At 66.0% G+C, this 18,653-nt stretch carries 19 protein-coding genes and 1 pseudogene; 11 read left to right on the top strand and 9 right to left on the bottom strand.

What is annotated here, in order from left to right; all coding sequences use genetic code 11:
• Window positions 1–2 precede the first annotated feature (2 nt).
• From CWOE_RS03475 to CWOE_RS03465, 3 genes are read left to right on the top strand one after another with little or no spacing between them, the layout of a single operon-like run.
• Window positions 3–275, top strand: a complete 273-nt coding sequence (locus CWOE_RS03475; RefSeq protein WP_012932183.1) for a helix-turn-helix transcriptional regulator — start codon at window positions 3–5, stop codon at window positions 273–275.
• Window positions 272–553 (top strand): hypothetical protein, encoded by a 282-nt coding sequence (locus tag CWOE_RS03470; protein WP_012932182.1) that lies wholly within the window; start codon window positions 272–274, stop codon window positions 551–553. The genes CWOE_RS03475 and CWOE_RS03470 overlap by 4 nt, the downstream gene beginning before the upstream one ends.
• Window positions 550–1,116, top strand: a complete 567-nt coding sequence (locus tag CWOE_RS03465) for a hypothetical protein (protein ID WP_012932181.1) — start codon at window positions 550–552, stop codon at window positions 1,114–1,116. The genes CWOE_RS03470 and CWOE_RS03465 overlap by 4 nt, the downstream gene beginning before the upstream one ends.
• Before the next feature lie 357 nt (window positions 1,117–1,473).
• On the opposite strand, the gene CWOE_RS03460 is transcribed toward CWOE_RS03465, so the two are convergent.
• A complete protein-coding gene (locus tag CWOE_RS03460) occupies window positions 1,474–2,499 on the bottom strand; it encodes an AAA family ATPase (RefSeq protein ID WP_041730064.1) in 1,026 nt (341 codons plus the stop codon).
• On the opposite strand from CWOE_RS03460, the gene CWOE_RS32445 reads away from it, so the two are divergent.
• Window positions 2,456–3,451, top strand: a complete 996-nt coding sequence (locus CWOE_RS32445; protein ID WP_148260880.1) for a hypothetical protein — start codon at window positions 2,456–2,458, stop codon at window positions 3,449–3,451. The two genes, CWOE_RS03460 and CWOE_RS32445, sit on opposite strands and share 44 nt — an antisense overlap.
• Here CWOE_RS32445 and CWOE_RS32440 read toward each other — a convergent pair.
• The 7 genes and pseudogenes from CWOE_RS32440 to CWOE_RS31825 all read right to left on the bottom strand — a co-directional run.
• Window positions 3,448–3,792, bottom strand: coding sequence for a hypothetical protein (locus tag CWOE_RS32440; protein WP_012932178.1), 345 nt, complete (start codon window positions 3,790–3,792; stop codon window positions 3,448–3,450). The two genes, CWOE_RS32445 and CWOE_RS32440, sit on opposite strands and share 4 nt — an antisense overlap.
• A 107-nt stretch (window positions 3,793–3,899) precedes the next feature.
• Window positions 3,900–4,193 carry a helix-turn-helix domain-containing protein gene (locus CWOE_RS32435; protein WP_012932177.1) on the bottom strand — a complete coding sequence of 98 codons (294 nt, stop codon included), beginning with the start codon at window positions 4,191–4,193 and terminating at the stop codon, window positions 3,900–3,902.
• Window positions 4,194–4,413: 220 nt separating this feature from the next.
• A complete protein-coding gene (locus CWOE_RS03440; protein ID WP_041730058.1) occupies window positions 4,414–5,040 on the bottom strand; it encodes a helix-turn-helix domain-containing protein in 627 nt (208 codons plus the stop codon).
• Window positions 5,041–5,843: 803 nt separating this feature from the next.
• On the bottom strand, window positions 5,844–7,046 hold the full coding sequence (locus tag CWOE_RS03435; RefSeq protein WP_148260879.1) for an IS30 family transposase: 1,203 nt from the start codon (window positions 7,044–7,046) through the stop codon (window positions 5,844–5,846).
• A 149-nt stretch (window positions 7,047–7,195) separates the two neighbouring features.
• On the bottom strand, window positions 7,196–7,888 hold the full coding sequence (locus CWOE_RS03430) for a hypothetical protein (RefSeq protein ID WP_148260878.1): 693 nt from the start codon (window positions 7,886–7,888) through the stop codon (window positions 7,196–7,198).
• Between the two features lies 1 nt (window position 7,889).
• The gene (locus tag CWOE_RS03425; RefSeq protein ID WP_081425217.1) at window positions 7,890–13,535 is read right to left on the bottom strand and encodes an RHS repeat protein; all 5,646 of its coding nucleotides are present in this window, start codon (window positions 13,533–13,535) and stop codon (window positions 7,890–7,892) included.
• A gap of 134 nt (window positions 13,536–13,669) precedes the next feature.
• Window positions 13,670–13,885: pseudogene (locus CWOE_RS31825) on the bottom strand (IS3 family transposase); the annotation flags it as partial.
• A 188-nt stretch (window positions 13,886–14,073) separates the two neighbouring features.
• On the opposite strand from CWOE_RS31825, the gene CWOE_RS32430 reads away from it, so the two are divergent.
• The 6 genes from CWOE_RS32430 to CWOE_RS03400 all read left to right on the top strand — a co-directional run bounded on the left by CWOE_RS32430 (window position 14,074) and on the right by CWOE_RS03400 (window position 17,156).
• On the top strand, window positions 14,074–14,418 hold the full coding sequence (locus tag CWOE_RS32430) for a hypothetical protein (RefSeq protein WP_148260877.1): 345 nt from the start codon (window positions 14,074–14,076) through the stop codon (window positions 14,416–14,418).
• A gap of 612 nt (window positions 14,419–15,030) precedes the next feature.
• Complete coding sequence (locus CWOE_RS03420; RefSeq protein ID WP_012932174.1) at window positions 15,031–15,465, top strand: hypothetical protein; 435 nt, start codon at window positions 15,031–15,033, stop codon at window positions 15,463–15,465.
• A gap of 1 nt (window position 15,466) precedes the next feature.
• Window positions 15,467–15,898, top strand: a complete 432-nt coding sequence (locus tag CWOE_RS03415) for a hypothetical protein (RefSeq protein WP_012932173.1) — start codon at window positions 15,467–15,469, stop codon at window positions 15,896–15,898.
• Window positions 15,899–15,901: 3 nt separating this feature from the next.
• A complete protein-coding gene (locus CWOE_RS03410) occupies window positions 15,902–16,162 on the top strand; it encodes a helix-turn-helix domain-containing protein (RefSeq protein ID WP_012932172.1) in 261 nt (86 codons plus the stop codon).
• Window positions 16,159–16,419 (top strand): hypothetical protein, encoded by a 261-nt coding sequence (locus CWOE_RS03405; protein WP_012932171.1) that lies wholly within the window; start codon window positions 16,159–16,161, stop codon window positions 16,417–16,419. The genes CWOE_RS03410 and CWOE_RS03405 overlap by 4 nt, the downstream gene beginning before the upstream one ends.
• Window positions 16,416–17,156, top strand: coding sequence for a hypothetical protein (locus CWOE_RS03400; RefSeq protein WP_012932170.1), 741 nt, complete (start codon window positions 16,416–16,418; stop codon window positions 17,154–17,156). Before CWOE_RS03405 ends, CWOE_RS03400 begins: the two co-directional genes overlap by 4 nt.
• Here CWOE_RS03400 and CWOE_RS03395 read toward each other — a convergent pair.
• The gene (locus CWOE_RS03395) at window positions 17,149–18,027 is read right to left on the bottom strand and encodes a helix-turn-helix transcriptional regulator (RefSeq protein ID WP_012932169.1); all 879 of its coding nucleotides are present in this window, start codon (window positions 18,025–18,027) and stop codon (window positions 17,149–17,151) included. The genes CWOE_RS03400 and CWOE_RS03395 overlap by 8 nt on opposite strands.
• 168 nt (window positions 18,028–18,195) lie before the next feature.
• On the opposite strand from CWOE_RS03395, the gene CWOE_RS03390 reads away from it, so the two are divergent.
• Entirely contained in the window at window positions 18,196–18,600 is a 405-nt protein-coding gene (locus CWOE_RS03390; RefSeq protein ID WP_012932168.1) for a nuclear transport factor 2 family protein, read from the top strand.
• Window positions 18,601–18,653 lie beyond the last annotated feature (53 nt).

Raw genomic sequence — 18,653 nt, 5'->3', positions numbered from 1 at the left:
CCATGCGCGTGCGCAGAGCGAGAAGACAGCCGATCGGCCCGACCTACATCACGTTCGGGCGGACGATCCGCGAGCTGCGCGTCCGCCGCGGGCTCAGCCAGGAACAGCTCGGCCTCCACGGCGGGCTGCACCGCAACTACGTCGCCTCGATCGAGCGCGGCGAGATCAACCCCACCCTCAGAACCATGCTTCGCCTCCAGCGAGGTCTCGACTTCCCGCTCTCAGAGATCGTCCTGCTCTTCGATCAGCGCCGTGACGAGGGTGATCGACCATGACGGCAGGCAAGACGAAGACGACGACCGTCCGCTTCGACCTCCACCAGTGGCGGGACCTGGCCACCACGTCGGAGCAGCTCGGTGTCGCGAAGGCGTGCTTCATCCGCGACTCGACTATCGAACGCCTCGCCGGTCTGCGCACCGTCGAGCACCTCGCCGGCGAGACGATCGACCGGCTCGTCCGCATCCGCATCAGCGAGCTGCTACGCCAGCACGACGGCCGGCTCGGCCGGCTCGAACTCCAAGTCGCCCACCACCTGCTCGGAGGCCGGCGATGAACGAGACGACCGTCACCATCCCCACCGGCTACGTCGGCGCCGTCACCGACTCGTTGCTGCTGCTCTTCGGCAGCACCGCCGAGTCGACGTACAAGGCGATCCAGAACGCCGATCTCGCCGAGATCCGTCTGGATCTGTGCGCGTACCGCTGGCGCCTGAGACGACTCGGCGAGCTGATCGACCAACTCGAACGATCGGCCGGCACGCCCGCCGTCGTGCTCTCGGTCGCCGACGCACTCGACCTGCTCGCCGAGGCGCTGCACGGCGTCCTCTGCGACAAAGCCGAAGCGCTCGGCGACGCCTGCCAGCAGTTCCTCGACGGCGCCGATCCCGACACCCTCCGCGACCACCACGCCGCGGTCTCGAACGTGCTCGACGTGATCGCCGCGCTCGGACCGCCTCACCGCGTCCGCGTGACCATGCCCGACGACATCGCCGAACAGGTCCAGCAGGCCGCCGACCGAACCGGCTACCCGCACGAAGAGATCGTCATGGCCGCGCTGGCACGGCGCATCGAAGAGATCGGGGCGGCCGAACCACGCCACGGGGAGGACGACCGATGACTTACCGCGTCCTCGTGTTCCAGCTCGGCCGCACCGTCGAACCCCACCCGTTCAGCTGGCAGGTCGCCCCCGCCTGCTACGCCCACGGGTTACTCAGCCGTGAAGCTGACGAGACCGTGATCGTGCCGTCGTTGGGCGGCGTTGCAGCGCCGGCACGTGCCCGCCGCGGTGGATGCGGCGCAGGCGCGCGCCGAGCTTGGGCTGGTCGAGCCGGTCGACCGCGTATCCCGGTACCGCGGGTCCACGCCGCCACGGTCCCCGATCTTCGGCGCCGCGCCGCACAAGAGGAGGCGATCGGCTGTGTTTAAGCCATATGGCGAGCCGATTCGCTGCACGGGGGACAAGCGTGTCGTGACCCTAGAGAAGCTGGCTCACCGTGCCATCTCTGAGGTCCATCGCAGCAACCGCCCGCTCGATCTCTTCGGCGTTGGGCAGAGAACCCGCTTTGTCGGCGAGGCCCTTGGCGACGCTGAATCTGGTCACCTGCTGGAGCAGCTTGCCGCAGACGCACCAGCCGAGCGCCTCGGCGGCGTCGTCCCCGGCATACGCCAGCTCCTCGAGGATGTCGACGAGCAGCCCAATCGTCATGAACTGCTGCCCCTCCTGCGACTCGAAGAGAAACTCGACGATGTCGAGCAGCGTTTCGAGGACTATCTCGGGCAGGTCCTCAACACTCGTGAGCTGACCGAGCAGCGACGCACGCAGCTGGTCGAAGGTCGGAGCTTCCTCCTCGCGATCTGCGATGACCTGGCGGCTGTACTCGAGGTATTCGTCCGCTGCGGACACGAGCGCCGACCGGCCGTCTTCCTTCCACGCGTCGTAGAGGATGTTCGGCATCTCGATCACCGTGGCCCGACGCTTCGTCGGACGGCTCACCGGAAGCCGGGTGTCGGGTTCGTCGCGGACGCTGTTGCACGTCGCGAGGAACAGTGTGTCAAGGGGAATCCGCGGCTGGGACCCGTCTGGGAGCGTGACGGCTCCCTCACTCTCAACGGCGTGCAAGATCTGTCCGAGGTACGCCTCGACCTGCGCAGTGTTCCACTCCTCAAGCAGAACGATCTGAGGGAGCTGTGGTCTCCAGGTGAGGACGACCTGTCGCGCAAACCCCGTGGCCTGGTAGTCGCCCGCCAGGTCGAGGTAGCCGAGCAGGCGAGCCGCGTCGAAGTCTGGGTCAACGAGGACCTCTGCCTTGTCCCGAAGATCGGGAATGCACGAGCGACATGCCTCGGCGAACTCACGCGCGAAGGTCGTCTTGCCGGTTCCGGGCGCACCGACGAGCACCGCGATGTCGCGCACGAGCCACGCTCGCATCACGCGCGCGACGAGACCCTTGGCCAGCATGATGCCCCGCGCCTGCATCGTTGTCTCGATCGACGAGATCAACTCGGGCAGCGAACTAAGGCTCTCTGGTGGCGGAGGAGGCGGCGTCCTGGATGCGAAGTACCGAACGGCCGGTGCCCGCGCGACTAGCGATTCTCTCAGCGAGGTTCAGCTCTACCTGCAGGCGTACGGTTGCGAGAACGTAGCGATTCTCTTCCCGCCCCGGTCTGAAGACGCGACGGATTGGAGCGTCTCGCAGGTTTCGGATGGGCAGTTCAGCATCGTCGAGATCCCGTTGCGGCCAGCAGAGAGCCTCGGCACCTACGTCCGGGATCGCCTTCGCCCGGCGGTGGACCAGACGTTTCAGCGGCAGTCTCCTCGTGTCGGCTCCGTCGAGTACATCGACGCTCAGCAAGAGCAGCGAGCCGAGCAGGTTCAAGCCGCCGCCGTCCGAACGCTTCTCGCTGACGGTGCGGTTGTGCAGCTCACCCAGCCGGGTGCGATGCGCTCCGCCGAGAACAACCTCCGCCGCTCGCTCGGACCCACGTGGGATGTGCTGCCTGATGAAGTTCAGCGCATGCTGATCACCGCGGAGTACTTCGGCGATCAAGTCCCAGATGGGTTCGACCACTCGGGTCCTGTCCTCGGAGTCTTCGCAGCCTGCGAACGGCTCGCTCGAGAACGCCTCTTCGACCCTCTCCGCGCCCTTCATCCGCAACGATTTGATCGAATGACGCTCGGAGAGATCGGCGCTGTGCTGCGACGGGTCCCCAGAGGAAGAGCACCGCGAGAAAGGCTGGCCCGCAACTGGCTTCAACAGGCGGCTGTTGACTTGGGCAGGCTCGCCGCGTGCGGCGCCACGATTCAGAAGACCAACCGCTGGCGCATTGCTGCTGCCCACGCGGACCTTGTTGACAAAGAGACGTGGGACAACAGCCACCGAGCCATTCTCGAGCCGAACGGCGGCCTGCTTGTTCGACTCGCGACCGCCCTTCCATCAAGCCAACCGCGTTAGCGGCGAGTAGGACGCCTAACGCGATCCGACTCGTGCCCGGAATGGACGGGCAGCGACCACTCGCGTGTCGGGTCGAACTTGCTCGGAAGGCTCCGCTGGAACAGCCGCTGCGCGAGCGGCGAGGCGTATTCGTGGTGCCGCAGCGCATCGTGCCAGTGCCCGGCGAGCCACATGACGACGCCGATGGCCAGCACGAGCGCCGCCGCGGCGTCCTGCGTAACGATGAGGCTGACTGCGCCGAGCACGAGCAGGGCCAACCCGAGGGCGTGCAGCAGCACGCCGCCGAAGACCCAGCCGGCGATGAAGACGAGGACGGCCAGGCCGAGGATCACTGCAAGCATCGGTCTCTCCCTTCCGATCCCCCGAGGGGTTCGTCTGGTGTACCCACTTGGGGGCCGAGGCCGGCGGGCGAGGGCCTGGCTCGCCCGCCGCGGCCCCGGATCGGTGTTCACTTTCTGGCGGTGGTGGCGACGTAGCTGCCGTCGTTCCTCTTGGTCGCAGCGCCCTCGTCCACGAGCTGCTTCAGGGTCCGGCCGAGTGAGCCGCGGCCGATGCCGGTCGCCTCCATGATCTCGGCGGGTCTTCTCGGCTCCTTGACGGCCGCGAGGATCTTCTCGCGGTTCTGGCCGCGGGGCGCGCGCGGGCCGCCGCCGGCCGTCGCGCTGGTGGCGCGGTTCTCGGTCTTCTCCAGCGCTCTGATCGCGTCGGTCAGTCTGTCGCGCTCGGTGATCTCGTCGGCCATCTCGGCGGCGATCTCGGCGAGGCGCGCCTGGTACTCGGCTTCGACCTCGTTGTGTCGGGCGTTGATCTTGCTGTCCAGTAGCCGCCGCGTCCCCCCAGCCGAGCGTGCTCGCGCGTCGTTGACGGCGGCGCCGGGCGATGCCCAGCGGGATGTGGGTCCGGTAACGGGCAGTTACGACAACCACTGCGGCCCGGCGCGACCCGGTGGCGTCGTTTCCGCGCTACTCGCCCGAGGCCGCCTCCGCGGCCCCGGACGGTCGTCTCGCCTCCGCATCGGGAGCTGACGTCGACGCAGCCGTTGGAGCTCTCGCCGGCGCGGAGGGCGCAGCGGCTCTTCTCGACTTCCGGGCTCTTGGCGCGCCTCTGCCTCTTGCGTGGCTTCTCGCTCTTCCGGCCGCTGCGCGTCTTGCCGGTGTCGCTCTGCTCGCGGACTCTCTTCTCGTGCCTCCGGCGAGCTTGACGCCGTCGCCGGCGTTCTCCAGCTCACCTCTCCTCTTCAACGCGTAGACGGTCGAGTGGACCGTCGGCTTGCCGATGCCGGTCTCCTGTGCAATCTCGGCGACCGTGATCCCTGGACGCTCTGCAGCAAGATGAAGGATCGCCGCGCGATTGGCGCCGCGCGGCGCGCGTCTGGCGCGTCTTGGCTGTGCCGCTGTGCCGCGCGACGCGCGTGCTCGCAGTCTGCGGGCGCCGGCTCCGTGGTCGGCGACAAGCACAGCTCTCGCCGCCTCCAGCTGCTCGAACTCAGCGACGAAGGGGCGCAGCGCCTCCAGGCGGGTGTCGATCTGCTCGATCAGTTGATCGAGCGAGAGTCCGCCGTCAGGGTCCAGCTCGCCGCGTTTGCTCATGCCGTTGGCCTTTCATTGATCTCGCCGACCCTCGGTCGGCCTCTCAGTCTGTACAGGGCGCGAAACTACTCTTCGTGCTCGACGTAGTCAGCCCTGGGATGCGGGACCGGCAACGCGGCGCGGCGACATCCCGAGTTCGGGACGCGGTCGCGACGAGCGACAGACGCGCCGTCGACGGGCACCTGAAGCAGGTCGAGCGCGCAGGGTCGGCGATCTCGCCGGGGATGGCGCCGTCCTAGGGTGCTGATGGCGTGCCGGTGCCGGTGGGCCAGGCGCTGACCGGCTCGCGCAGCGTCACGACGGCGTGCGCGGCGATTCCCGTCGGTGACTGCCGGGTACCTACCGCTGGCGAGCGGGACCCGCTCGGCCGTGGGGTCTCGATAGCGGGCAATCGCAGAAGCTGCTCGCGCGTCGGACGCATGGGACGCCGAGCGAGTCACCGCGCGTACGCGGCTCACGTGAGGCGGGAATGAGGCTCGATGCGGCTCTCCGTACGTCTCGTCCCTGCAAGCCCTTCGTTGCCCAGCCGGCGAGGAGAGGTGAGCCCGTCTCGCTCCTGCTTCGACACCGAATGGTTCAGCGCGAGGAGTCCTGCGAGCCTTAGACGAGGTGAATTGGTGTACGTCTTGTCAATGGGAATTTGCCGGCGAGCGCATCCCACTGACGAAACGTCACGACAGGCGGTCTTGCGGTACAGCACAGCACGCACGCTTCCCAACGCCGCGTTCAGCCGCGCGGATCGCACGGCCGCAGATTCAGCGTCCGCGGAAGCAGCGCGCTCCTCGTGGATCGTGTCCAGACGATCACGCCGATATCGAGCGGCGTCTTGCAGACATCCTCCCTGAGCGGCCCAACGGCACAGTCGTCAGATGATCAACCCCCGGTTCTGTGGAGTTCGGGTTCAGAGTCCTTCGTTGAGAAGGACTCTCGTGCCCCGTAGGTATTCCCCTGAGATCCGTCGCCAGGTCGTCGAGCTCGTGCGCGACGCGATCGAGTGCGGCCTGGTCGTGCAGGGCGAGATCGCTGTTGCGGGGGAAGTACTGCCGCAGCAGCCCGTTGGTGTTCTCGTTGGATCCGCGCTGCCACGGCGCGTGCGGGTCGCAGAAGTACACCGGCAGCCCCGTCGCGACGCTGAAATCGGCGTGCGCGGCGAGCTCCTTGCCGCGGTCCCAGGTCAGCGAGCGGCCCAGGTGTTCAGGCAGCGCCTGGATCTGCAGGGCGATCGCGGCACAGACCGCGGCCGTGGTCTTGTCGGTTCCGACCCGGCCGAGCAGGACGTAGCGGGTCTGGCGCTCGACGAGCGTGACGATCGCCGACTGGCCCCGGGCGCCGATGATCAGATCGCCTTCCCAGTGACCGGGGACGGCGCGATCCTCGACGTCAGCGGGCCGCTCGCTGATGAGGACCATGCCCTTGATCTGTCCCGACATGTTCTTGCGGCCGTGAGGACGCCGCCGGGTGCGTCCGGTCCGCAGACTCGCGGTCAGCTCCTTGCGCAGCGCGCCGCGGGACTGCACGAACAGCGACTGGTAGATCGTCTCGTGCGACACGCGCATGCTCCGATCGTTGGGGAACTCGACCTTCAGTCGAGCAGAGATCTGCTGCGGCGACCACCGCAACAGCAGCATCGCCTCGACCTCATCCCGCAACCTGCCGCTGCGGGCGAGCTTGGCCACCTTCGGCCGTCGCGCACGTCGATCTGCCGCGCTGTCAGCCGCCGCCGCTCGGTAGCGCCGACGGCCGCCGTTGCCCGCGACCTCCCGCGAGATCGTCGACGGCGAGCGATCCAAACGACCCGCGATCGAGCACATCGACTCCTTGCGCTGCAGCCCAATCAAGATCTCCTCCCGCTCGGCCAGCGACAGCCGCAACGCCGAACGAGCCTTCTCCGTCGGAACGATCCCGCCCACGGCATTCAACAGTCGCTGCACCGTCTTCGGCGAGCACCGCGCCGCCAACGCCGCCTGCTCAAACGACGCGCCGCCCGCGATCAGCCCTCGGACCATGAGCCGCTCTTCACGACTCAACGCCACTCCCTGCGACCGACCGACATACCCAACCTCCCAAGATCACTGCCAGAGAACCATCCTCCGTGCAACCACCGCTAGAGACCGAGGGGGGAGTTCCAACCTGCTCAGGACTTACACCTAGGCACTCAAGCGCTCTTATCGACTCTATTGCGCACACGCTTTGCGACTGCGATCAGACCGACCATGATCACAAACCCTACGAAGTACTTGATGATTCCGTCCGCGAACTGCTCGGCGATGATGATGGCCGGAATGACACATGCAATGAACAGGAAGGGTTCGGAAAGCTTTACTGCCAGTGCCCGAGCCCGGGCACGCCATGTTTGCTCGGTTGCTGCGATCGCTTCGCGCGTGCACTCGGCCGAGTCGGCGAGAGCACCGCTCAAGTGCCTCTCCTCTTGCTTCGTAAGCCACACTGTCAGATCGAGCCACCCAGTTGAGCACTCCAATATCGGCGCATCACCTACCCACACGATGACATTTCTAGGGCGTGCCGAAACGAGGGCTTCGATGACAGCGGGCGTGAGTGCTGCTCTGGCGAGCTGGTTCTCAGCCCGCATGTCGGGCAGCCGCTCGTCGACTGCGTCCGGATACAGGGATGCGTCAACGACCATCTCGTCCCTGGGCTCAAGGCGCTCAAGCAAGACAGCGAAGAATTGCCTCACGCATCTATCGCGAACCGCGCGATCCGCTCCCAGCCATGCGGACGACAGCCGACTTCCATCCGAGACGGGCCCGGCCGCGCCATTGAGCGGACGGAGGCCGAACGTGGGATGCGCTGTAAATGGCGACCGGTCCGCTTTGAGTTCAGATGACATGCTAACCAACTGGCCAGTATTCGCCGAAGACGCCGTCAATGCATGCGATACCTACCCCAATCCCCGTACTTGAGCGTGCAATCTTGCCCAGGTTGTGGAGCTTCTTCTTGGTGATCTCATACCCAAGGCGAGCCACGCTGAGCTGTCTGGGGGTATAGACGAAGGTGTTCATTCTCTGTCTGTACATTCGCAGCTTTCCCAGAAGACTGCCGACCGTGTCCTTACTCTTGTAGAGATATCGACCGATGCTGAACACCGTGCCCCATCCGCTTCCGGCGAGACACTTCTTGAAGATGTAACTTGTACCGGAGCGAATTGGTTCCACCACCGCATCGTGTATCCAATCATCAATTTGGCAGAAGGAGCCCATCAAGTTCTCGCAGGTCATCGCGCCGCTAAGATCGGATTTGTTGACCGGGTCTTGAAACGCGTACTCGTACGGATTTGCGGAACCGCCTTCCACCGGATCACGTTGGAGGAACCGTCCGACGCCTGGGAGGTAGACGCGAACGCCCATCTCCATCGGCGGACCAGCGCCCTGAACCTGTTCGAACTGGGTAGTGCGCTGCCGACCGCCGAGCCATCCGTAGCCGGGGGTGCCGGTGGTCCAGTCGATGACGTTCGGGGCATCTGATGTGATGGTGCCGAACGGGTCGTACGTGGTGGTAGCTACAGGTCTGCTGTCGGCGGCGCTTGCGGGGACGGTCGCGACGATGTTCCCGAGGAGGTCGGTGAGCTGGTAGTCGAGTCTCACGCCGTCCTTGAGTGCGACGAGGTTGCCGGTTGCTCCGCTGATCTCGCGGACCGCGGTGCCATCGCTGCGGGTAGTGAGGACAGGAGCATCAGAGCTGTCGGCGTAGCGGTTGGTGGTCGCGATGGCAGCTGCGGCGCCGCCGGTGGAGTTGACCGTTGTCGTTCGTCCGGTGGGGTCGCGGTCGTAGGTGTGGGTGCGGCCGTCGAGCGAGAGTTGCCGGACGAGGTCGTCGGTGTAGTAGCTGCCCGTGAGGATGCCTCTTCCACCGGAGTCCGGAGCCGGAACGGATGTGGCGCGACCGAAGTCGTCGTGGGTCCAGCCCGCGGCCATGACACGATCGGCAACATCGTGTGACCACGTTTGAGCGCTTGCAGTGCCGGTGCCGCATCTGCCGGCCGGCGCAGATGTGACCGTGTCGGCTCTGGTGCGGTTGTAGCTGGCGTCGTAGACGAACTGCTGACGCACGCAGATCGTTCCGGCGGTGGTAGCGACCTGGGCAAGCCGTCCGACGCGGTCGTAGCTGTACGTCTCGTCCTCCCCTTCGGCTCTGTGGCCGGTATTCCGCCCGTCGGCGTCGCGCCCGTCGATCACGCTGCGGGCGCGCACGCAGTCGCTGGCGCAACCGGTTGTCTGCTCCCAGGTCAGCGATGTCGGAGTGCCGCTCTCGTCGTAGACGTATCTGGCCCGCAGCCCGCTGGGCAGCGTCTCATTGGTCGGCATGCCGTCAGCGTCATAGTCCGCCGTGATCGGTCCCGACAGATCGGGGTCGTTCACGGTGATGAGGTTCTCGCGTGTGTCGTAGCCGTATCTGACCGTCCGGCCACCGTCCTCGACCGTCTGCGTCATACGCCCGCGCAGGTTGTAGGCGTATCTCGTGATCAGCCCGGTGGTGTCGGTGTACTGCGACAGGCGCCCGTTTGAGTCATGGGTGCTGATGATCGTTCCGCGTCCGTTCGCCGCGACGGTCGCGCGACGGCCGGTCGTCGGGCTGTACGTGAACGTCGTCGTCGGCACGGGCTCGCCCTGCCCGCCGGCCACGTTGACGTTCGTGACTCGCCCGGCGGTGTCGTAGATGGTTTGGGTGTGGCGGGCGGGCGCGCCGGTTCTGGTGAGCGTCTTGGACTCCCACAGATCGGTCTGCTGTCCGAATGGGTCGAAGCGGTACCAGCGGCGGACCACGCTCGCCGTCGGCGTCGTGCTTTCAGAGTCCATGCACAAGAATCCGGACGGCGCGCCAACTTCGCAGACGCTTCCTGTTCTGAGCGCGGCCGGGATGCGGCTGCTGGGGGCGACGTCGGCATATTGGTAGAAGCGCACGTCGGGTCGCGCACCGCCAGCGGCGCCTCTCGGCCGGCGCGTCTCCTCGACCAGCGGGTAGGTGGGGTGCAGGATGCTGTACGAGGTCAGTCTTTCGCCAGCAGGGTCGATTGTCGTGGTCGTGGCGCGTCGGGCGACCCAGCCGCTCATGCCGCCGTGGCCGTTGTAGCCGTACTCGACGGTCTGGCGCTCGTCGGCGCGGTTGCCCGGACCTATCTCGACGCCGCGCCATCTGCTGGTCGGAAGGTGGTATGGGCCGCCGGCTGGCGCTCCTTGGTCGTAGTGGGTGGTCGTGAACCGGCGGCCGGTCACGACGGTGCCGTTGGAGAGCGTGATGTTCGTCCTTGGCTCGTAGGTGCCGATGAGATCTGCGCCGTCTTGAGAATAGGTGCGGAGGGTTGAGAGGTCGTGGGCGATCGTCGCGCTTGACGCGCCAGCATCGAGCGCGCGCTGGCGGTTGGTGGCGGAGAGCTCGCGGATCGTGTTGCCGTTGGCGTCGTACTCGGTTGTCGTGAGGTGACCGCCGGGCGCGGCGACGTTGACCTCGCGGCCGTCCAAGTTGAGATAGTGGATCGTCGCCCGACTGTAGTCCACGTTCGTCGCAGGTGGCACGTCATCTTCGGGGAAGATCGCGACCGCCTGCCATGGAAGGTCGTCCGCCTGGCCCCAGCGTGCCGTCTCGCCTGTGCTCATGTCGTAGGGGGCGGATGGACCGGTCAGCGGCACGTCGTAGCGGATGGTGCGGGTCGCGGTGCCGCCGTCGGGGTGATCGCGGCTGACGGAGGTCAGCCGGTAGCCGATATCGCCTCTGATCTCGTCATAGGTCAGCCGCCACTCCTCTTCGCCTGGTGGGCGCACCTCGCTCAGCAGGCCGCGCGTGTCGTAGACGTACTCGGTGACGAGTGTCGGCGTCCGGGGGTCCCATGCTCTCAGCAAGCGACCTCTCGCGTTGTAGGTGTACCGCGCGACCGTCGTTCCTGTGCCGGTTCCGCTCCCGACTCGTACCGCGACGACTCGCAGGTTTCTCCCGCCGACGTCCCCCCACTGGAAATCCATCCAGCGCGGTGTTCCTCCGGTCGGGTACGGCGCCGTGACACGCTTGAGACGCTGACGATTGCCGCTCGGTTCGTAGGTGTAGGTCTGCTGCGACGTGCTCCCGGACTGTTGGTAGGACGCAATCCGGTAGTACGGGGATCCGCCGATCTCCGACCGGAAGCGCGCAACGCCACCGCCAGGCTCGGTCAGCACGAACTCCCAAACGCCCGCTGTCGCGGTCGCCTGGTGGTCGATCTTGTAGCCCGCCAACGCACCATCCGCCTCCCAGCCGGTCACCTGACCATCAGGATTCCTCGTCTGCTTGAATCTTGCCTTGGTGCCATCACCGAATTCGACGACGGCGTACCGGTACTCCCATATCTTGGTCGTCGGGAGGTCTTCGACCGTGTAGCCGATCGTCGGTCTCTTCGCAAGACAAGCTCTCTCAGCGGCCTCATCCTCAGCCTCAAGCCAGCAGTTGAGTATCTGGTTGTTGAACAGCTCCCAGTCGTACTCCTGCGCGCTTATCTTGTGGCGCACCTCGGTCTCTTCTCTGATCTCAGTGAAGTTGTAGATGCCCTTGTAGGGCAGATCGCCGCCGTCCGGATCAACGCTGCCTTCCCATCCGGGGCCGAACATGTCGGCGTTGCGTCTCGGCACGCCGCGCGACGAGTACGTCCGACTCAGCGCGAGCTTCCCAAGAAACGCGGCCTGCGATGCATCCGTCTCCCCCATCGAGAACTCGCCCGTCATCAGATCGACCGCCCCCGGCCCAACCGCCGCATTTGCCGTACCCACGATGCCGGCGCGGTCTGCCCGGAAGTTCACCTCCGGCGTCGCCCCACCCTGCAACAACTGCGAGCTTTCGAGGTATGCGCGCACGTGCACCGGCCCGTCCACTTCGCCGCCGGGCGTTGCGGCCAAGTCCCACACGGCCATCTCTGATCGCCGATCGCCCGTCGGCCCACTCACTGGGATCGTCGAGTTGGTGACCTGTTCCCGATTCGTCGTTCGCAGCGCGGCGGCCGGGATGTCGACCCATCTTCTCGCGTTCCCCGCGATGTACTGGAACTGCACCCCCGTCACGGAGGAATGCAGCGCTCTCGCTTGCAGTCTGACGAACCGGCCGGTCAGCTCCCCTTCCTCTGGGGAGATGACCGCACTCCCCGCCGGCGCAGTGGGCCAACTCCGCACCTCGAGCACCGGACGCAGTGCCGGGTCGGGATGAAACTTCGACGCATAGTCAGTGCGGTCGCACTCCGGTCTTCTACTACCTATGTGGTACGGGCACCAGAGCCGGGCTTGCTCGTTCCCCGGATACCAATCCTCATGTTCGAGTCGCACGCCATTGTTCGGTATCCCGGACTGCCCATTCGTCGCCGTCCATCGACGCCAGTCCGTCACGAGCGGCGACAGGTCGAACTCGATCGGGCCGTTCGCACCCGGGGGCACTTTGACGGCCCGGGCCCGCTCGAGCGTGCGATCAGACATCTGCGGGAGGACAGCCAACGCTGAGAGCCGCGGCGTTGAGCTTGCCAGTCGTTGCAGCCGCAACGTAGCGCTCTCAATCGCATCATTCTGAAAGACCGTCAACGTCGGGAAATACAGGTGCGTCCAGCCGGTAAACGAATCTCTAGAGGGAAAAGGATCTCTCCAGGATCCCCCGACGCGACGTATCTCGCCAGAATCGCAGTTTGTCGTACCGACTCCGCTGGTGGACCACAGACGTTGACAATCGCCCCCAGGCGTTTCCGTGAAAGTATTCACCGCCGGGTCGACAACCACCGGCCACGCACGATCCTCGGCGTCAAGCCACCCTTCGTCGATCTCTGGCCGAACCTCCCACTCACGAGATCCGATCCGCTCGACACGCAACCGCCCAGGTGCCGAGTACACACCAGCAGCGTCAACCATCACGGGAGCCGGAATCGTGAACGCCCGCGACGCGCCGTGCATCACGACGAGACCACCTCTGTAATCGTCCAGAAGCCCCAGCTCTGACGAGCCAAGGGTGATGCGATACACGAACTCGCGAGCGGAGCCCGGGCCGTGAAGGACCAAATCCTCCTTCAACCCATCCGGCGTCACCCGCAACCTGAGATCCACGCCTTCCAGAACGCCCGGGTACTCAGCCGACACACCGCTCACAACAGCGTTGGTCGGCCGGCCGCCGACAAGCTGCATCCGCAGCATGTCCCCGTTCTCGTTCGTGACGCCAATCGGCTCCGGATCCACACCTCCCGTAGCGGCCGGCAGCTCGATCAGACCACGACCAACACGACCGACCCACTCATCACCATCCCGACGCAACGAGAGATCAAACGGCCTCCACGTTCCAGCACCATCACGCCACTGCACCCGACCACTCGCAACCTGAGTCACATGCTCGCCCGACGAGAGTTCCCACACACGCGTCGTCGCACTCCGCTCCCCAACAAACTCGCGCACCGCACCATTCGGCCTTTCGAATGGCGTCGCGCCGTCTGCTCGAGCAGCGGCGAACAGCGTCAAGCACAGCAACACACTAGCGATGCGGATCATCGTTCGTGTCCCCGCTCTCTCGGTGGGTCCCGGCCCAAGCGCTGCGCACTATATACATTAACGTTTCTGTATGTCAATCGACACCCATGGCTGCGGAATGTCTGGAACTCCCCCGCTTGGTGGACAGGGGCTTTCTAGGCGGCTTGGGTTTCCGTGAGGGTGATCTTCTCGTACTCGATCGGTGAGCGGTGGCCGAGGGTGGTGTGGCGTCGGCGGCGGTTGTAGAAGGTCTCGATGTAGTCGAAGACCTCGGTGCGCAGCTCCGCGCGTGTTGGCCAGGCGCGCCGGTGGATCAGCTCCTTCTTGAGCGTCGCGAAGAAGCTCTCGGCGACCGCATTATCGAAGCGATTCTCAGCTCAACGCCCTGGGGCTCGCAGCGTTTCTCGCGCGAGCAATCCTTCAGAGAGTCCCCTTTGTCGTCCTCGACGACCCGATCCAGGCTGGCGACGATGAGCACCGCGACACGTTCATCGACGTTGTCTTTCCGGCCTTGGTCGACGCAGGTCTCCAGGTGATTGTCACGTCTCATGACTCGCATATGCGCACTCTGCTGAGCAACGCGCATCAGATAGACGGGTTCACTGCCACGCTCGACGAACCTGAAAAGGGCACTGTTGTGATCAAGGGAACCGATACAGCAGAGGCACTCCTGAACGAGGCAAAGGCGTTCATCAAGGAGACGCCGTCATTGCGTGATACCGGCGCGCAGAAACTCCGCGTCGCGGCCGAGCGCTTGGCCAAGGAGATCCTCGTGCGAAAGCGCCAGGAGGCGGGGAGCGCGCTTCCTTGGGCGACTACAAGAAATGGACCCTTGAAAAGCTCGTTCCCAAGCTCTGTGAGGTTCTTGACGACGAGAAGGAAAAGGGCGTCTGGCGCAACGTGAGTCCGCGCTTGAGCCCAGGGTCGCATGATGACGCCCCACCAGCGAAGAACACGCTGAAGACGGTGCGTGACCAACTGATTACCGGGCACAAACGTCACATCAGGGACGTCCGGGCTGCCGTCACATAGCTCGTTCAAGACGTCGCCGACGTCCGCCTGCTGGTGCCGCTCGACGACACGCCCTGAAGCGACCAAGCTCACGTTGCAAGCGCCGCCGCCGACACGACGGTCCGGTTTGTACGCCGCCCGGTTCTCTCCATCGGAACGAAACCCCTGCTAACGCGGGGGTTTCGTCGTTTCGGGGATCGGGCGGAATCGGCGTGAATCGGCAGCACTTACAGCCACTAGTGGCTGTATTTCGGCGGATTGCCGTGGATGCCGGTGGATTCCGCCGGATTCGGGGTGGCTGGCGGCGGCGACCGGAGTTGTGGTGCCCGCCCGTCCACAAGGTGGCCCCGGCGACGTTGATAGCGCCCCGGGGCCTGGCACCGAAGGTTCAAGGCCCTCGGTACAGGTCCGATTGTCTCGCATGCCGGAGAAGCGTGCGCGCGGTCCCCTGCCCCGAACGCCGTGGATCACGTTGGTGCCGTCGACCCTTTTCAAGGAGGCGACGATGCCATACATCATCACCCGCGAACAGCGCGACGCGCTGCGTGAGGAGGCGATCGCAAGCCTGGCTGAGATCGGCGACGTCTATCTCGCGATCGAGAACGACGACTGGCCGCTCGCCGAGCTGCTCAGCACCCGGAACGCGACCGTGCTGGAACTGTTGCACGACCTCGGCTGGGAACCCGACAAAGTCAGCCAGCAAGTCCTCCTGCGGCTCCCTGCGCCATCGCTCAGCCTCGCAGCCCAGCACCTCTGCGCGGTCGCCGCCGACCGACTCGACTCCCACCGCCAACACGGGCTGATCGACGACGACGGCTACGCCCACGCCGATGACGTCCGGCACTGCCGGCTGGTCGTGGAGATCTGCCCCGAACTGCTCGCACGCACCGGCCCGGCCCCAGCCGCGATGCTCCGCTGGGCCGCCGAGATGAGCGTCTGACATGGCCCGCCACCTGACCCGCCAGCAACGCGATTTGCTGCACGGAGCAATTCTGAACGACCTCGCGCGCCTCTCCGCAGTCCCCAACCTCGTCCGCACCGGCCAGATCAAGCTCGCCAAGGTGCTGCGCACCCGCTGCGAAGCCCAGTGGCGGCTGCTGGACGACCTCGGCTGGCCGTGCGAGGACCCGCGCGCGACGATCGAACTGACGCTCCCGGACCCCGTCTACGCGCGGGCGCTTTCACGGCTGATGACCGACACCGGCATGCACGCGCTCGACTTCGCCGAGCACATCCCAGCCGGAGACGCCGCCGAGCGCGACATCGCGCCGGAGCACGACCGCAAGGTCTTCAGGCTCTGCGAGGAGCTGCTCAACGAACTTCCCGCCGACGTTCGCGGTTCGGCAGCCGAGCCGTTCCCCGGGGAGGAGTGACCAGTGCCCGCCGACAAGCAGAGCAACGCGCACCGCATCTTCGGCCGAGCCGTGCGAGAGCTGCGCGCCCGACGCTCACTGACCCAGGAACGGCTCGGGTTCGTGAGCGGACTGCACCGCAACTACATCGGCGCGATCGAACGCGGCGAGATCAACCCCACCTTCCGCATCATGCTCAAACTCGCCAGAGGACTCGACGTGCCCCTCGCCGAGATGATCCAGCTCTACGAGGACCGAGCGGAAGAGGAGGCCAGCCAGCGATGATCGCGACCACCGTCCGCTTCGACGCCGACACATGGACCCGCCTCGGCGCACGATCCGAACAGCTCGGGATCGCCAAGGCGAAGTACATCCACGACGCCACACTCGCCCGACTTGCCGGCCACGAGACAGCCGAACAGCTCGCCGGCGCCGTCATCGACCGGCTCGTCCGCGAACGCTTCGGCGACCTGATCCGTACCGTGGTGCGCCGCCTGCAACGCACCGAACTGCTCCTCGCACGCCCAGGAACACGCCGATGACCACCACCACGCTCACTGTCCCGGCATCGCACATCCCTGCCGTCACCAGCTCGCTGCTGATCTTGTACGGGACCAAGGCGGAGGTCGCTCACCGCACCGTCGCCCAACACGACGACGTGCCCGGCGCGCTGGTCGATGTGCGCGGCCAGCATTGGACGCTGGCAGCGATCGGTCATCTGCTCAACCAGCTCGGCTGGGACGCGACGCCGCGCGATGGCGACCAGACGGTGACCAGCGAACGCGAAGTGATCGCGGACGCCCTCCACGGCGTGCTGTGCGACGCGACCGAGGCCCTTGACGACGCCTGTCAGGGCCTTCTGAACGGAGGCGGCGTCAGCCGGCTGCGCGAGCAACAACAGCGCGTCGGCGACGTGCTCACGATGTTGACGGAGATCCGTCCCGGGACCACTGCGGTCGAACTGCCCAACGACCTCGCCGAACGCGGCCACGCATTCGCACGGCAGACCGGACAGACGCCATCCGAGGTCGCCAACGCCGCCCTGCTGCGCCTGCTCCAGGACTACGACGAGCCGGCCGCCGGGACCCAACGAGAGAAGGGCCGGCGCGATCCAGCGCAGGGTCGCGCCGGTCAGGAGTCTGAAGCTGATGGGCGCTGTCGCTCGGCAGCGGCTCTGTTGATCCAGAGCCAGAAGTCCAACGCGATCGAAACGGAGGTCTTGGCCGAACCGACATCGACGGCTTGCCCTCCTTCGGTCGTGGGATGTCGACTCAGCTGAGTTCTGTCGCCGACGCCGGCTCGGCGTCGGCGGTGGCCGCCCAGCTGCCGAGGAGCTTCAGCCCGTCCTCGGAGGGTGAGCCCGGCTCGGCGACGTAGGTGAAGAGCGTCAGGCCGGGGTCGGCGGCGAGCTCGAACCGGGTGTAGGTCAAGTGCGGGTCGCCGACGACGGGATGATGGAAGCGCTTGACTCCGGTGTTGTGGAAGCGGACGTCGTGCGCGGCCCAGCGGGCGCGGAATGCCTCGCTCTGCGTCGCCAGTTCGCCGACGAGGTCTGAGAGGTCGCGGTTGTGCGGATCGCGTCCGGCGGCCGAGCGCAGGACGGCGACCGATTCGCTCGCGATACGGTCCCAGTCTCCGAAGATCGTCTCGGCTCGTGGGTCAAGGAAGACGAACCGGACGGTGTTGACGGGCCGCTCCGGCGTGGCGTAGAGCTCGGAGAAGAGCGCGCGGCCGAGCTGATTGGCGGCGAGGATGTCGAGGTGCTCGTTGCTCACGAAGGCGGGGATCCCGATCATCGCGTCGAGCGTCCATTGAACGTGAGGGCGGACGCGTTGCTTGGCTTTGCGTCGGCTGGCGGGCTCCCGGGTCGGCTGCGCGGAGCGGGCGAGGTCGAAGAGGTGGGAGCGCTCGGAGTCGTCGAGCTGGAGCGCCCGGGCCAGTGCCTCCAGCACACTGTCGGAGGCCCCGCTCAAGTCACCGCGCTCAAGGCGGGTGTAGTACGGGACGCTCACGCCGGCCAGCACGGCGACCTCCTCGCGGCGCAGTCCGGGAACGCGGCGGCTGCCGTATGACGCCAGCCCCGCCTCCCCAGGCGTGATCCGGGCGCGACGGGAGGTGAGGAAGTCGCGGATCTCCTGCTTGGTGTCCACGCTCCCAAGCCTAGATCCGATTCTCCCTGCCTGGGAGACCCTGCCAGTACCTCTCTCAACAGGGACTCCCACCTTTGCGAGATTCGCGGTTTGCTGAAAGCCGTCCACAAGCCGGAGGCAATCCGGGTGCCCGGCGCACGAGATTGCTCACCTCAAAGGAGAAACGCCATGTCCGCAGCCTCATCCGAAACCGAGCAGAGCCGCGCGATCGTCGAAGCGATGTTCGCCGCAGCGAACAACGGCGACGTCGAGGGAGTGCTCTCGTTCCTGGCCGACGACGTGACGGTCATCGAGCCGCTATTCATGCCCTTCGGCAAGACCTACCACGGCAAGGACGAATTCCTCGGTCTCGCCCAGGTCCTGCCGAAGTACCTCGACGTTTCCTCGATCACGGTGCATCACACCATCGCCGACGGCGACCGGGTCGCGGCGTGTGTCGGCATCACAGACGTCGCGGCCGGAAAGCTGACCCAGTTCATCGAGCAATTCACGATCAAGGACGGCAAGATCGTCGAGAATCGGGTCTTCTACCACGACGCCGGAAGCCTGATCGACATGCCCAAGGTCGTGTAGCGCACACTCGCGCGCGGATCGCCCTCCAACGCTTCCTCATCCAGGAGAGGAAG

The organism is Conexibacter woesei DSM 14684 (assembly GCF_000025265.1).
GTDB lineage: Bacteria > Actinomycetota > Thermoleophilia > Solirubrobacterales > Solirubrobacteraceae > Conexibacter > Conexibacter woesei.
The sequence above is the reverse complement of the archived record's forward strand: the minus strand, read 5'-3'. Positions and strand labels throughout refer to the sequence as shown.

Excerpts from the sequence above, each read along its gene's own strand:
- CWOE_RS03475 (WP_012932183.1), top strand. The coding sequence starts at position 3 with ATGCGCGTGCGCAGAGCGAGAAGACAGCCGATCGGCCCGACCTACATC.
- CWOE_RS03470 (WP_012932182.1), top strand. The coding sequence starts at position 272 with ATGACGGCAGGCAAGACGAAGACGACGACCGTCCGCTTCGACCTCCAC.
- CWOE_RS03465 (WP_012932181.1), top strand. The coding sequence starts at position 550 with ATGAACGAGACGACCGTCACCATCCCCACCGGCTACGTCGGCGCCGTC.
- CWOE_RS32445 (WP_148260880.1), top strand. The coding sequence starts at position 2,456 with ATGATGCCCCGCGCCTGCATCGTTGTCTCGATCGACGAGATCAACTCG.
- CWOE_RS32440 (WP_012932178.1), bottom strand. The coding sequence starts at position 3,792 with ATGCTTGCAGTGATCCTCGGCCTGGCCGTCCTCGTCTTCATCGCCGGC.
- CWOE_RS32435 (WP_012932177.1), bottom strand. The coding sequence starts at position 4,193 with ATGGCCGACGAGATCACCGAGCGCGACAGACTGACCGACGCGATCAGA.
- CWOE_RS03440 (WP_041730058.1), bottom strand. The coding sequence starts at position 5,040 with ATGAGCAAACGCGGCGAGCTGGACCCTGACGGCGGACTCTCGCTCGAT.
- CWOE_RS03435 (WP_148260879.1), bottom strand. The coding sequence starts at position 7,046 with ATGGTCCGAGGGCTGATCGCGGGCGGCGCGTCGTTTGAGCAGGCGGCG.
- CWOE_RS03430 (WP_148260878.1), bottom strand. The coding sequence starts at position 7,888 with ATGTCATCTGAACTCAAAGCGGACCGGTCGCCATTTACAGCGCATCCC.
- CWOE_RS03425 (WP_081425217.1), bottom strand. The coding sequence starts at position 13,535 with ATGATCCGCATCGCTAGTGTGTTGCTGTGCTTGACGCTGTTCGCCGCT.
- CWOE_RS32430 (WP_148260877.1), top strand. The coding sequence starts at position 14,074 with ATGCGCACTCTGCTGAGCAACGCGCATCAGATAGACGGGTTCACTGCC.
- CWOE_RS03420 (WP_012932174.1), top strand. The coding sequence starts at position 15,031 with ATGCCATACATCATCACCCGCGAACAGCGCGACGCGCTGCGTGAGGAG.
- CWOE_RS03415 (WP_012932173.1), top strand. The coding sequence starts at position 15,467 with ATGGCCCGCCACCTGACCCGCCAGCAACGCGATTTGCTGCACGGAGCA.
- CWOE_RS03405 (WP_012932171.1), top strand. The coding sequence starts at position 16,159 with ATGATCGCGACCACCGTCCGCTTCGACGCCGACACATGGACCCGCCTC.
- CWOE_RS03400 (WP_012932170.1), top strand. The coding sequence starts at position 16,416 with ATGACCACCACCACGCTCACTGTCCCGGCATCGCACATCCCTGCCGTC.
- CWOE_RS03390 (WP_012932168.1), top strand. The coding sequence starts at position 18,196 with ATGTCCGCAGCCTCATCCGAAACCGAGCAGAGCCGCGCGATCGTCGAA.